We start from the raw sequence: 12794 nt of genomic DNA, 5'->3' as shown, positions 1-12794 counted from the left end.
TGATTAACTTAATACCAAAACACAAGAATTGTCTGTAAAGACAATTCTTGTGTTTTAATAACTACTAGAAAGAAGTGATTTGTATGGATTTTTTACCAAAATATAAAGAGATACATCCTTGTTATGAGTTTGATTCTGGAACAATTAGATTAGGAGATTCCTTCGGTATTGCCGTTGAAGTTGATGACAAAAATAAATCTATCCGAACTTTAATAAAACTTATGGACGGTACTAAAACAATTAATGAATTATACCAAGAAATAATAAAATCCTATCCTAAAATACAACTTGCTGAAGTTATTGAAGCAATAGAGGAGTTAAATGATTTAGGATTTCTAATTAATAATTCACTAGAAATAAATGCTGAACTTTCACAAGAACAGCAAGAGCGATACAAAGCTAACCTTTACTATTATTCTTTGTTCTGTGATATACATACTAGCCCAAGCGCTATTCAAAAAAAGTTGAATGAAACTCAAGTAACAATAATCGGGATGGGGGGATTTGGGAATCATGTACTAGTAAACTTAGCTGGGATGGGTATTCATAATATTCGTTTTATAGATTTCGATACGGTAGAACTTAGTAATCTCAATCGACAATTTTTATTTCATGAAAATTGTATCGGAAAATTAAAAATACACGAGGCTCAAAATTTTATACAGCATTTCAATAGTAATATTAAAACGGAAGCAATCAATAAAGAAATAAAATCTCAAGAAGATGTCGAAAAAATAATTTCAAATAGTGATATTGTAATACTTGCCGCTGATCAACCACAAATGAAAATCCAACGTTGGGTAAATACCGTATGCTTAGAAAAAAATATTCCGTTTATTAGTGGCGGAGTAGATTTAACATATGGAATGTTCTATACAATTATCCCAAACGAAACAGGTTGCTTAGATTGCTTACACTTGCACCGTATGGAACTTGCTAAAGATTATCTTTTATTTATACAAAGCATACTAGAAAATGAAAAAAAATCTCCCACTGCTACAGTTTTCTCCAACCCTCAAATTATTACCGCTATGATGTGCACTGAATTAATGAAGCTTGTAACAAAAATAGGAGACCTAGAATCCAAAGGTCGATTAATCAATATAGATTTTCATACATTCGAAAAATCTATACCTTTCGAATGGACTAAAAATGACAATTGCTTAACTTGTAATCATAAGGCTCAAACAAACCCTATGTTTAATGCACTACAAAATACTTTTGATAACCACCAAAAAATTCGCTTAAAATAACAGGAGGTTTTCTCTTTGCAACTAACACCTTCTTCCCAACTAAAAATGCATAATCTTAAACATAGAATTGAAAATGACTCTGAAACTCTTATTGGTCGCACTGATATAAGTGACTTTATAATATTACCAAATATCGCAATAGAAATTATCAACCTTTTAGACAAAGATTATTCCATCCAAGAGGTTCAAGAAATAATTTATAAAGATACAGGCGAACATATAGATATAATGGATTTCGCCCACGACCTTATTCATGAATATAAATTTGTTTATACAGTAGATGGAATTATTATTAATGATATTGTACATAAAGCAGATCATTTTTCTTGGATTCCAGAGAAAACGGGAGATATTCTGTTCAATCGCTTTGCATATATTTTATATTTTTCTATCTTTTTTTCTGGTCTAATTCTTGCTATTACTCATACAGAATTTTTCCCTAAACCATATGATTTTTTCATTGTAAATTCACATGTTATGTCTTTAGGGATTATTACCTTCTCTATTTGGATACTTATTTTTTTTCATGAGCTCGCACACCTTATATCTGCACGTTCTTTAAAAATAGGAAGTCGCATTGGATTAAGCCATCGTTTAGTCTTTATGGTTGCTGAAACAGATATGTCTAATATTGTATTAATCCCACCACAAAAAAGATTTCGGGCTTATTTAGCTGGAATGGCTTGGGATGGAGCACTGTTAGGAATTGGTATTTGGGTACAATTTATAAATCAACTTGATATTATTCCTATTCATGCAACAATTATTTCACTTATTAAAATGCTCAACATTTCTCTTTTGATTTCTTTAGTTTTTCAATTCATGTTCTTTATGAAAACTGATATTTATTATGTTTTCGTTACAATTTTCAAGTGTAATAATTTACTAGAAAATACAAATTTATATTTAAGGTCCTTCTTTAAAAAACAAAAAAATATTGAAAATGATAATGAACTAGAAAATATTAGCCCTCATGAGCGAAATGTTATTAAATGGTATAGCGTATTTTATATAATTGGTATTTGTTGGGCTCTATACTTCTTCTTTTTTATTACTTTACCCCTTTCTATACAATTTATAAAAAATATCTTTTACCAATTAAACAATACCCCTATTTTATCATGGCAATTTATAGACGGTATTATCATGATTATTATTACACTAATACCAATTCTATTTGTTATCATTTCATGGTTTGTAGGTTATTTACGTAATAATAAAATAAAGCAAATTTCTCAATAATAGCTAATTTTTTATATGCTTCTTTATCTTTAAGTTAAAAATATATAAAGTGCTCTTTAACCCAAGGAAGTAGTATGAAATTTCATACTACTTCCTTGGGTATTTATTCTTCAATCACATTATGTTACCTATCTTTAAAATTTTTACGGGAAATAAAACCTAACATTTTAGTTCTAATCTATTAAATTATAAAACCTACTGTAATACCACTAGGGTCTACTACTGTAAATCCATTTGTACTTTCGTTTACTTTATGTTGTTTTTCTATTAATCTTTCTTTCACTTCATCTAACGCTTTTTTATGCGGCAGTACTATCGTATACACTTTTAATCCAGTTGCATGTGCCGGAGGGTGCGGATTATTTACTCCGTTCCACGTATTTGCACCTATATGATGATGATATCCTCCCGCAGAAATGAATAAGCAGTCATCTTCGCGTTGTTGCACTTCAAAGCCTACTGTATCTACATAAAATTCATATGACTCCTCTACATCAGCTATTCGTAAATGTACATGTCCAACGACAGTATTAGCAGGCAACCCATCAACCTCATAATCAACGATTGTTGCCAGTTCTTTTAAATCAAGCGGCGTACTGCCTCCTGGTCCTTCTCCCCATTGATCGCGCGGACGGTCTGCATAAATTTCAATACCATTTCCCTCTAAGTCTTGTAAATAAAAAGCTTCGCTATACGTATGATCACTTGCACTATTAAACCTTGAGATCGGTAAAATTTCATTTGAATATGTATAACGTCCTTCTTGCTCAGCCGGACTATCAATTACATTCTTATTACGAATCACACCAAATAATGCCGAAGCAAAAGCCTCACGAGTTGGAACTAAAAAGGCTACATGATATATACCAGTCGTACGCGGCTCTTGCAGTACCCCGTCCTCTAACTTTTCAAGAACAAGTAACGTGTTCTTTCCACCTTTTCCTGATAAATATGCTTTATTCGCCTCTTGCTTAATTACTTCTAAGCCTACTACATTCTCATAAAATGCAATTTGGCGCTCTAAATTTTGCACTTTAAATTCAACATGACCAATACGTGTTTTCGGATGAATTTGTACCATGAATAACTCCATCTCCTTATCCTGATATTTTCCTATTTCATATAACCGTTACTATGAAGGATACAACTAAAATCATCCTATGTAAATAAGAAAAGTCAGAATTTACACTCATTTTTTATTTTCATAATAAAAAAGTCACCTCTTCTAACTTTCAGAAAAGGTGACTTTATAACTATTATTTCATTTTATGTACTTCAGCAACTAACTTTCCACCCTGAATGCCCATATAAAGTTTCACAGGTGCATCATTCGTGTTTTCAAACACTAAGTCTAAGTATGGATATGCAATTGTAGCATCTCTTCCTTGTGGAACATAACCTACCGTTTTAGAATGTGTCGTTCTCTCTACCATTTTCAAACCAGCTTGATCTGCTGCATTGTATAATGTTGATGATGTTTGACAAACACCACCGCCATATCCATCTACTAATTTACCATCTACAATTTCTTTTCCTAATTGATACCCTTTATCTGGCGTTGTATCACCAATTAATGCATTGAAAGAGAAACTGTCTCCTTTTGCTAATACAACTCCATTTATGCTCGCTGCTGACAAACGGATATTCTCAATACGGCCACCTGCTGAGCCACCTAAATTCGTTTCATATCTACCAATTACCGTACCACTTCCTTGCGCATCACTTAATGTTGCGATAGGCTTTTTCTCAACAATAGGTAATTGATATGAAGAATCCCACATGCCAACGTTTAATAATTTATCTACTAATTCTTTTTCCATTAATTCATAAGAAGGTTTTCCTTCTTGCCAACTTCCATCAGGTGCTACACGTGAAGGGACCATCTTTTTGTCCACGCTTTTTCCAACCTCGCTAGCAACCTTCGTTACCGATTTTTTAAATTTTGCTTCGTCTTCAAAATAACCTAGACTCGATAAATCTAGCTTTTTCACTTCCGTACCAGTACGACCGTCTACTAAACTAATAGAATCCTGTACCTCTGCTTTAGCCTCTACCGTGTGGCCACCAATATCACTTACTAATGCAACATCACTTACTTTTGCACCACAACCACTCACTATAGCTACACATAACACCCCAACTAATATACCCTTTACTTTACGGAACAATATACTCTCCCCTTTTTCCCAATATTACTTTTATGTATTATTTCATTTTTATGTATGTTTTGTTACAATCATTTTACAATATATTTATAAAATGTTACAAGTTATTTTTTACTCTATATAAATTACTCTTTTCTTTTCCAAATGTCTATACATATTTACATAAAAGTTTGAGTTCGATAGAATTGTAACCTTTATGTAACCCCACCTTTTTATCCAGTATATACCATAAATCAAAAGAAATACAAATGTAAAACTCCATATTCTTATTTATAAAGGAACATCCTGTGAACATAAATAGGTATTTGCCGTGCCACACTCCGCTTTTACACATACATTATGGTGAATTAACCTATTTTAAAGAAATGGAGGATGTTTTTATGTACCCCTACAATCCATACGATCCATATAACCAAAATGGTTATCAGCCTCAATATGATTTACAAGCACAATACCAACAATATATAGATCCAGCAGAACAAGTTAATCCATATGATCAAAATCGACAATTCCAACTTCCAATCTCTTTTCCTGGTACTGGAAACCGTCAACTAGAAAGACGAGTAAATGAACTTGAACAAAGAGTACGTCAATTAGAAAACACGGTTGAGCGTCATACACGTAGATTAAACCGATTAAACCAACGTTTACGTACAATAGAAAACAGACTAAACATTCCATTTTCAGCATTAGAAGACGGATTTTAATTTCGAAAATAAAAAATATATAAAGGAAGGGGCTCCCCCTTCCTTATATAAATTGACGAAAGTTTTTTCCATCTCTATACTGATAAGAGTTAATGAAATGAAACAAGGTGATAAATATGGATTTTGAAATAAATTATCTTTCCTTTTATGTTGTACAAGTAGAAGGAAAAGGTGAAGCTGTTGATAAACGCTACAAACATTTTCAAACGTTAGACGCTGAAGAGTATGAAGATAGCTCCTTAAAAGAATTTTTGAATGGTGAATTATTAAAAATTTCAAAGCGAAAAGTAGAACGTCATGCGAAAACAGAACAAGCTCCGACAAAGATCGGTCGCTTCATTGTAGAAGAAGGGCACGAACTTGATTCAAACCCTCATTACAACCTCTTTAATCGCATTCGCTTTGCGGAAACAAAAGAAAACTTCAAAGATATGAGTGAACCTCTCGTTTATACATATCTGGACACAAGCGCTGTACGCGGTGGTGTATTTTTAATTGCGCAAGCAAAACTACGCAAATACTTTGATGATCCATTCGTTTTCGTTATGAAATGTGACTTCGAACCGAAAGTCGCTTCTATTTCAGATGAATCCACACTGATTCGTAACGTTGAAATGGCCATCACAACAAAAAACATGAAATCTATCCAATATCCGTACATGCCTGAAGAAGGTATGGTCGAAGTGGGTGAGCTAAAAATTCACCAAGCATCACACGCCCGCTACTTTGAAGACTTCTTAAAATTCGTCGAGTACGAACGCTCTATGCCTGAAATTATGAAAACACAAGTAATGGACATGGTATACGACCAAATTGAAGATGTATTTGAAGAAGGTACGGAAGAACGCGAACAATTCGACCAAGCAATGGAAGTATGGGCTGCCAGTCCGAAACGCGAAATTATGGAACAATTTTCAACCGAAGAAGTAATGGAAGCTACCGCTCAAATCGTCGAGCATGCTCCTGAAGTGGAATTAAAGCTAAAAGCAGATCATATCTCTGTGAAGGCCCTGCTTGCTGATTTCGGGGATCAAATACATATCGCAAAGGTAAATGATCGATACGTATTAATGATTGAGGCTGATACACTTACGTTTGAGAAAGGCTTCTCTCCAATTGAGTTTCTGAAGCCAGATGAATTGCAAGATGTGATTGAGCGGATTGAGAATAAGCAGCAGTATTCTTATGATCCGAACGGGATTGAATAAAGTGAAACTTTAATCAGTGGGGGTTTTGTTCATCCCCACTGATTATTAGTTGAACCAATCGGGCTTTTACGGGCAGTTGATCCCCCATCTAACTTCGTTGCTTCAGCTGAATTTTAAGGTGGGGGGTCTTACTGCCCGTTAATGCGGGATAAATCCTTCCATATATCTATTTTTACTGAGCGCTGTTAATAAGCGCTCTTTTATTTTGAACTTAGTTGACGTTTATATTAAAAACCGATTCTACTAAGAATCGGTTTTTCTGCTTTATAACAAAATATGTTTATTTTTAATCCAAGATAACAATTGTTGCAGAATCCAGCAGATTCCTTCCTTGTTGTACAAGCGTATTTCCATTAGAGTATTCACTATGTATGTTGGTAAAATGAAAATTTCACTTCACTACCTCAAATTTATTGTACTCGTAAAAAGATAATTGAAAACGATATTCTGGATGCTCTCTCACCCAATCATAGGCTTCTTCTAAAATATCCATTTTGTTTTGCAAGTCATTAAGTTCACTACATTCGTCCCTTTTCTGTTTGCACAGAGGGCAGAATCCATTCACTATTTCGGCACTCGTCGCCCTAATAGTTTTACTTTCTAAGTCAACTACTAGACGAAGAATAAAAGAATGCTCAGCTTTTGTAGTCACCATCATTTCAGCAAGCCCATCCTCATTCCAAAAGACTCCGTTTAATTCCATCTGTACGGTGACGTCTTTAATATCCAAGTCTATCACTATCACACCTCCCTTGTATAAAACTCATATTTACTCTTCGATTTTAATCTTTAATACACCACGCTTTAAAGATATATTAAGCTTTTTCCAATTCTTCTTCTTTGCTATGAAAGGAAGTGTAATTACTGCTAATAGCGTGGTAAATATTATCCCAAAAACTAAAACTGTTACAATGTTAAAGATTGCTTCCATTTAACTCTACCCTCTTTCATTTCTATGGGCTCTAATTTTATGAATGTATTTAAAAATTCTTACCACACCTTAATTTTCAAAGCAATTATAATGGCCTAATCACAACAAATCAATTCCTATTTAATATGAATACTTTATTCATCCATCAGTACAATGACGTTAAATTTATGTAGCTAGAAATAGAGGAGAATGTCATTTAACCTCTACATTCTCCTCCATCTCAGTCAAATACCTAATCTGCCTTTCCGCTTTTCTAACCGCCGTACGAAAATGCTTTTTCAGAAGTTCTATTGTAGCTTCACTTATATAATATCTTTCCGTTATACTTTCCCACGTGTCACTACTTTCAAATGCACTCCAAACGAAAGGACGCTCTGTATTTTTTCTCATTTCTTTAAATACCCATTTTCGCATCTTTTTTTTCGCTTTTTCTGTTAGTTTTCCGTTCTCTACAAGTTCAAGCTCACCATGTCTTTTGTACCGTTTATGAATGTCTCTCTCGCTATATACTTTAAGAAGTATATTCGCTGTATTCTCAGCATCCGCTAAAGCTCGGTGCTGCTTCCCTTCCCACGTTAAACCGAGCTGTTCTACTGCAAATTGTAAACTTGGTGTATGCTCAAATAACTCTTCATACGCTTGGAAAACAAACTTCTGCAAATCAAATTTGCTCTCTTTTTCCATACATGGGCATTCTACACCGTATAACGTACAATCATGAGATAGAAAACGATAATCTTCTCTACCCCATGAAACAAATACAGAGTCTTCTCCGATAAATTGAATAAATTTCTCTATAATTTGTGGGAATTTCTCCACACCAATTAAATCTTTCTTTGTAATTCCCGTTAATTTTGTCGTATGACGAGTGAGTCGTGCACTCGGCTTTACTAACTCCGAAAATTCTCCAATTACCTTCATTGTACTTGCTTCTATTTTTACAGCTCCGATATCAACTATCTCTGACGGATCTTCTGATTTATACGGCCTGAAATTTCTCTCTATATCGAACACAATAAAATGTGTAGCGTTTTCCAATTTATTTACCTCTTTCTAAATTCCTTTTCACACACATACTCTATTTTCAGTATTTATTTATTCATTCATGCACTTTATGCATGAAATACTTCGTCTAATAAACGAAAATTTAATCTCATTATTATATGTACATAGGAGGTTATTCAATAAAAATGCAAAAAAAAGAAGGGCAAGCCCTTCTTTTTTCCGTAATTACTTCTTGTTTACGTTTGTAGCTTGAGGTCCACGGTTACCTTGTTCTACTTCGAAAGTAACTTCTTGACCTTCTTCTAAAGATTTGAAGCCGTCGCCTTGGATAGCTGAGAAATGAACGAATACGTCTTCTCCGCCTTCAACTTCGATGAAACCGAAACCTTTTTCTGCGTTAAACCATTTTACTTTACCGTTTTGCATTTAAAAAATCCTCCTACAATGTACCTATATGTACATATTCATTTTCAACCACTTTACAATAATACTTCAAACATTAAAAAACTGCAACCCCAGAGGAGATTTAACATTGCTATCCTCCTCGGAAGTTACAGCTCATTTAAATCTCTATATTATTAAAAGTAAAATGGTTTAAAGTAACTATATCATATCAATATAATAAAAGTAAAGTTTTTTTTGCTATATAATTTTTTTCTTCCATTGCATCGCTTTTGATTCACCTGATCCAGCTACAACATAACCCTCTTTTTGGTTAACGATGCGCCAGCCATGCCCTTTAACTGAGTCACATACTGTAACAAGTCCTTCTTCTAGAAGTACACGACAAACCGTACTAATCCCCGCCTTATTTTGCGTTGACGTTGTATATAGCACATGTTGATCTACACTCAAGGCTAAATAGCTACTTGCTTTCTGCTCACTTTGACATGTATGCCAATATGTTTTTTCACTCTCAATACTTTCATCTATTTTACAAAAAGAAATATTCCCGCTAATACCCTTGCATGATCCACTCGCTGCTACTATATAAGAATTGTGTACAGTCAACGCTGAGATCATCTGATTCATCACGATTTTAATCCTCTTTAATTTACGTGTCTCCAAATTAAAGAGCCAAACACCACCATATTTAGCATGTATTTTCGTACCGATAAATAAGTAATGTTTATATAAAAATAACGATCGAATAGATGGTGCCCCGCCACCATACTCAAGAAATGGATGAATGGTTTCCCATGTCGAACCAAAATCATTAGAATGATACAACGTTTTATCTCCATGAGCAATGACTGTTCCTTGTACATTACTACAAACATTCCAACTCGTTGCTTTTGTTGGAAAACGCTGAACCGTCCAGTTCTCTCCACCATTCATACTACGAATAAAAATCCCTTCGTCACCTACACCATACACTACATTATCTTCGCTATGTAAATCCCTAATTCGTTTTTGAAAACCATTTAATATTTGTTTCCATTCTCCGTCTCGTTCAATAAATAAGCCATTATATGTAGTAGCTAACATAAGTTTTCCATCTCTTAACTTTGTAATAGCGGTCGCACTTAACATTGTCTCCACGTTGACACTCCCATTCTTAGAACTTCTCAGCAAATGCAATTGCAAAATTACTGCATTTTTCAACATCCTCTTCATCTTCTGGAGCTAGTTCGATTTTCAATCCTTCTTGCACAAGCTCTGCACCGCGTTCTACAAGTCTTTCTTCAAATATCGTTACCGCTTCACAAAATAGTTCATACGCCGTATCACCTGATCCGAATACCGCTACTTTCTTCCCTGATAAATCTATATTTTCTAAGTCCTCATGGAAATCTTCCGCCTCAAACGGTAATTCACCATCGCCCCACGTATAAGATCCTAAAATGATTCCATCATAGGCTAATAATTCTTCAGCATCCATGCCTTCCATTTCTTGCAATACTACTTCATGATCAAAAGCATCTAAACTAACTTTTATTAAATCAGCAATACTCTCTGTATTTCCTGACATACTTGCATAAGCTATTAAAATTTTTGCCACTTCGGCATCCCCCTCTTACAATAAATGATTCTCATTCTCATTATATTAATAATGAGAATCAATTTCAATTATATTTTTCATTTTTATTTATTCCATACAAAAAAGCACAGATGACTATACAATCACCTGTGCTTTTTTATTACTTTTTAAAAATACCAAACGGCTTTCCAACTGGTAATACAACTTTACCGAAGTGTGTATTTAACACTGCTGCTGCTGAACCATAGAAAGATAATAATGAAATACATAGTTCAGAATACGCTGCTAAATTATGCATTGCATGCGGCATAACACCTAAAGTACTTAATGAAAGACCAATAAATAAGAAATCAATAAGGACGAAAATCATAAATAATACTTTATGTGTTTCCATTGCACCAATTGTCATAAAGATTGTGAAAATCAAATATCCAATAAAGGCTACACCCAGCTGTTTTGAATCTGCAGCTTGTGCTAATTTTTCGCCAAATACTCCAAGTTGAATTAACCAAGTCATTCCAACACCTAACCAAAATAGGCCGTATGCACCGAATGCTGTTGTACCGAACGTATTGTTATGCTTTGCATCGTGAATGCACGCAAAGATTTGTGCAAATCCTCCTAAAAAGATTGCCCACGGTAATACAAGTGAAACGCCATCTGTTAAGCCTAACTTTTGAGATGATGCTACAAGTGTTACCATCGCTAATCCAAATAGACCAATTCCAGATGGATCTGCTGTTGTCATTTTCACATGATGTGTAGTAGATTGATTGCTCATATAAACCTCCTGATTATAAACATACTCGAATACAATACTTAAATCAGAAGACTATGTCAATGGTTTTTTTTGTATGTTGTCAGACCTTACTTTTTATAATGATTGAATATACTTCCGACCACTTCATACGGTTTTATATTCACTTTTTCCAACTCGTGTATCGGCAACCACAACGGAATATAACTCCCTCTATCTTTCAGCTTGAATTCTTCAGCTTTACCACTTCCGAAAACTCCATCTATAATATGGGCATTAAAATAATACTCCGTACCTTTATACTCCACCTTTGCAATCAGATGCTCCACTTTTATATGTACCCCTAATTCTTCATAAATTTCTCGCTTCGTTGCTTCTTCAGCTGTTTCTTCTTCTTCAATTCCTCCGCCTGGAAAAACATAATATGTTTCCCCTTCTCGAATACGTTTTATAAGAGCAATTTTCCCTTCCTGCACAATGATAGCCCCGCCGCGATTTCTTATCATTTTATTACCTCAATACGAATCGCAACTGTTCCCCACTTTTTTTCTTGTTCTTTCGTATATATTTTGTATGTACTTTCTAGCATTTCCTCTAAACTATCATTTTCACAATCCAATAATTTTTTATCAATTTGTTCGTACATTGCTTTAAAGCTTTCGTATCGTTTTATTTCCGTCACTTTGACAGTCATCGTTGCTGCTGTCGTAAGGTTCGTAAATACAATATGATCGCCTTGTTTTATAAGTTGACGTTTTGCATCGTATAAACGTACTTCATATACTTTTTTTCCTGATTTAATTGACTGAAAAGGTTTATTATATAATCCCATTTTGTATATCATTCATTCCACCCCCTTTTTATTCGTTGCACCTACTAATTGTATATTACCAATTCATACAACACAGTTCGACTTATTCCAAGTTGCATATAATGTTCCATATCCATTACTTGCTTTAGAGAGGATGCTAAATTTGTTATGTTATTTTTAAATCAAAAACCTGAATATAATAAATATGATATTGGTGATTATACTTATAGTAAAGTAGGTCCAACCATTTTTTCTTGGAATGATGAAACGAAATTAAAAATAGGTAAGTTTTGTTCATTAGGAGAAGAAGTCGTTTTCATACTTGGCGGTGAACATCGCGCAGACTGGATAACAACTTACCCATTTAATGCATTTTTTAATGAAGGAGCACATATTACTGGTCATCCTTCTTCAAAAGGTGACATCGTAGTCGGCAACGATGTATGGATTGGTTATCAATCCTGCATTTTATCTGGTGTTACAATTGGTAACGGAGCCATTATTGGGGCAAAGAGTGTTGTCACAAAAGACGTACCTCCATATGCAATTGTAGCTGGTAATCCTGCAAAATTTATTCGATATCGTTTCCCGCAAGAAACGATTGACAAACTAGAGAATCTTGCATGGTGGGATTGGGATATTTCTGTAATAAAAGGAGCCATTCCATTTCTACTTTCCAACAAAATCAACGAGTTTTTTACCTCGCCCGAAAATGAATCTATGTGATTAATACA

At 34.2% G+C, this 12794-nt stretch carries 16 protein-coding genes; 5 read left to right on the top strand and 11 right to left on the bottom strand.

Annotated features, from left to right (window positions below; genetic code table 11):
• Nucleotides 1-83: 83 nt before the first annotated feature.
• Entirely contained in the window at nucleotides 84-1253 is a 1170-nt protein-coding gene (locus FS802_RS25335; RefSeq protein WP_098655118.1) for a ThiF family adenylyltransferase, read from the top strand.
• Between the two features lie 15 nt (nucleotides 1254-1268).
• Nucleotides 1269-2495 (top strand): hypothetical protein, encoded by a 1227-nt coding sequence (locus FS802_RS25330; protein WP_098720870.1) that lies wholly within the window; start codon nucleotides 1269-1271, stop codon nucleotides 2493-2495.
• 181 nt (nucleotides 2496-2676) lie between these two features.
• On the opposite strand, the gene FS802_RS25325 is transcribed toward FS802_RS25330, so the two are convergent.
• Complete coding sequence (locus tag FS802_RS25325) at nucleotides 2677-3576, bottom strand: VOC family protein (protein WP_098654656.1); 900 nt, start codon at nucleotides 3574-3576, stop codon at nucleotides 2677-2679.
• 175 nt (nucleotides 3577-3751) lie between these two features.
• On the bottom strand, nucleotides 3752-4663 hold the full coding sequence (locus tag FS802_RS25320) for a VanW family protein (protein WP_000488977.1): 912 nt from the start codon (nucleotides 4661-4663) through the stop codon (nucleotides 3752-3754).
• Nucleotides 4664-5025: 362 nt separating this feature from the next.
• On the opposite strand from FS802_RS25320, the gene FS802_RS25315 reads away from it, so the two are divergent.
• Nucleotides 5026-5367: a hypothetical protein gene (locus FS802_RS25315; protein WP_116480664.1), complete on the top strand. Its 342-nt coding sequence runs from the start codon at nucleotides 5026-5028 to the stop codon at nucleotides 5365-5367.
• A 116-nt stretch (nucleotides 5368-5483) separates the two neighbouring features.
• The gene (locus FS802_RS25310) at nucleotides 5484-6575 is read left to right on the top strand and encodes a DUF3900 domain-containing protein (protein WP_000345047.1); all 1092 of its coding nucleotides are present in this window, start codon (nucleotides 5484-5486) and stop codon (nucleotides 6573-6575) included.
• Between the two features lie 391 nt (nucleotides 6576-6966).
• On the opposite strand, the gene FS802_RS25305 is transcribed toward FS802_RS25310, so the two are convergent.
• The 9 genes from FS802_RS25305 to FS802_RS25270 all read right to left on the bottom strand — a co-directional run bounded on the left by FS802_RS25305 (nucleotide 6967) and on the right by FS802_RS25270 (nucleotide 12093).
• Nucleotides 6967-7314 (bottom strand): hypothetical protein, encoded by a 348-nt coding sequence (locus FS802_RS25305; RefSeq protein ID WP_141546029.1) that lies wholly within the window; start codon nucleotides 7312-7314, stop codon nucleotides 6967-6969.
• Between the two features lie 30 nt (nucleotides 7315-7344).
• Nucleotides 7345-7506, bottom strand: coding sequence for a hypothetical protein (locus FS802_RS31265; RefSeq protein WP_000387289.1), 162 nt, complete (start codon nucleotides 7504-7506; stop codon nucleotides 7345-7347).
• Nucleotides 7507-7698: 192 nt separating this feature from the next.
• Nucleotides 7699-8544 (bottom strand): exonuclease, encoded by an 846-nt coding sequence (locus tag FS802_RS25300; RefSeq protein WP_000426516.1) that lies wholly within the window; start codon nucleotides 8542-8544, stop codon nucleotides 7699-7701.
• A gap of 192 nt (nucleotides 8545-8736) precedes the next feature.
• On the bottom strand, nucleotides 8737-8937 hold the full coding sequence (gene cspB, locus FS802_RS25295) for a cold shock-like protein CspB (protein WP_001179147.1): 201 nt from the start codon (nucleotides 8935-8937) through the stop codon (nucleotides 8737-8739).
• Between the two features lie 216 nt (nucleotides 8938-9153).
• The gene (locus tag FS802_RS25290; RefSeq protein ID WP_098057390.1) at nucleotides 9154-10053 is read right to left on the bottom strand and encodes a WD40/YVTN/BNR-like repeat-containing protein; all 900 of its coding nucleotides are present in this window, start codon (nucleotides 10051-10053) and stop codon (nucleotides 9154-9156) included.
• 16 nt (nucleotides 10054-10069) lie between these two features.
• Complete coding sequence (locus tag FS802_RS25285; protein WP_001062763.1) at nucleotides 10070-10513, bottom strand: flavodoxin; 444 nt, start codon at nucleotides 10511-10513, stop codon at nucleotides 10070-10072.
• A gap of 139 nt (nucleotides 10514-10652) precedes the next feature.
• Complete coding sequence (locus FS802_RS25280) at nucleotides 10653-11273, bottom strand: acetate uptake transporter (RefSeq protein ID WP_000070921.1); 621 nt, start codon at nucleotides 11271-11273, stop codon at nucleotides 10653-10655.
• 86 nt (nucleotides 11274-11359) lie between these two features.
• A complete protein-coding gene (locus FS802_RS25275) occupies nucleotides 11360-11755 on the bottom strand; it encodes an NUDIX hydrolase (protein WP_098654654.1) in 396 nt (131 codons plus the stop codon).
• Nucleotides 11752-12093, bottom strand: coding sequence for an ASCH domain-containing protein (locus FS802_RS25270; protein WP_000639513.1), 342 nt, complete (start codon nucleotides 12091-12093; stop codon nucleotides 11752-11754). The genes FS802_RS25275 and FS802_RS25270 overlap by 4 nt, the downstream gene beginning before the upstream one ends.
• Before the next feature lie 135 nt (nucleotides 12094-12228).
• Here FS802_RS25270 and FS802_RS25265 point away from each other — a divergent pair, with 135 nt between their 5' ends.
• Nucleotides 12229-12786, top strand: coding sequence for a CatB-related O-acetyltransferase (locus FS802_RS25265; protein ID WP_000898178.1), 558 nt, complete (start codon nucleotides 12229-12231; stop codon nucleotides 12784-12786).
• Nucleotides 12787-12794 lie beyond the last annotated feature (8 nt).

The sequence above is a fragment of the Bacillus sp. DE0042 genome, from assembly GCF_007680225.1.
In the GTDB taxonomy this organism is placed as follows: domain Bacteria; phylum Bacillota; class Bacilli; order Bacillales; family Bacillaceae_G; genus Bacillus_A; species Bacillus_A wiedmannii.
The sequence above is the reverse complement of the archived record's forward strand: the minus strand, read 5'-3'. Positions and strand labels throughout refer to the sequence as shown.

Coding starts and splice junctions, on each gene's coding strand:
- FS802_RS25335 (WP_098655118.1), top strand. CDS start 84: ATGGATTTTTTACCAAAATATAAAGAGATACATCCTTGTTATGAGTTT.
- FS802_RS25325 (WP_098654656.1), bottom strand. CDS start 3,576: ATGGTACAAATTCATCCGAAAACACGTATTGGTCATGTTGAATTTAAA.
- FS802_RS25315 (WP_116480664.1), top strand. CDS start 5,026: ATGGAGGATGTTTTTATGTACCCCTACAATCCATACGATCCATATAAC.
- FS802_RS25310 (WP_000345047.1), top strand. CDS start 5,484: ATGGATTTTGAAATAAATTATCTTTCCTTTTATGTTGTACAAGTAGAA.
- FS802_RS31265 (WP_000387289.1), bottom strand. CDS start 7,506: ATGGAAGCAATCTTTAACATTGTAACAGTTTTAGTTTTTGGGATAATA.
- cspB (WP_001179147.1), bottom strand. CDS start 8,937: ATGCAAAACGGTAAAGTAAAATGGTTTAACGCAGAAAAAGGTTTCGGT.
- FS802_RS25280 (WP_000070921.1), bottom strand. CDS start 11,273: ATGAGCAATCAATCTACTACACATCATGTGAAAATGACAACAGCAGAT.
- FS802_RS25275 (WP_098654654.1), bottom strand. CDS start 11,755: ATGATAAGAAATCGCGGCGGGGCTATCATTGTGCAGGAAGGGAAAATT.
- FS802_RS25270 (WP_000639513.1), bottom strand. CDS start 12,093: ATGATATACAAAATGGGATTATATAATAAACCTTTTCAGTCAATTAAA.
- FS802_RS25265 (WP_000898178.1), top strand. CDS start 12,229: ATGTTATTTTTAAATCAAAAACCTGAATATAATAAATATGATATTGGT.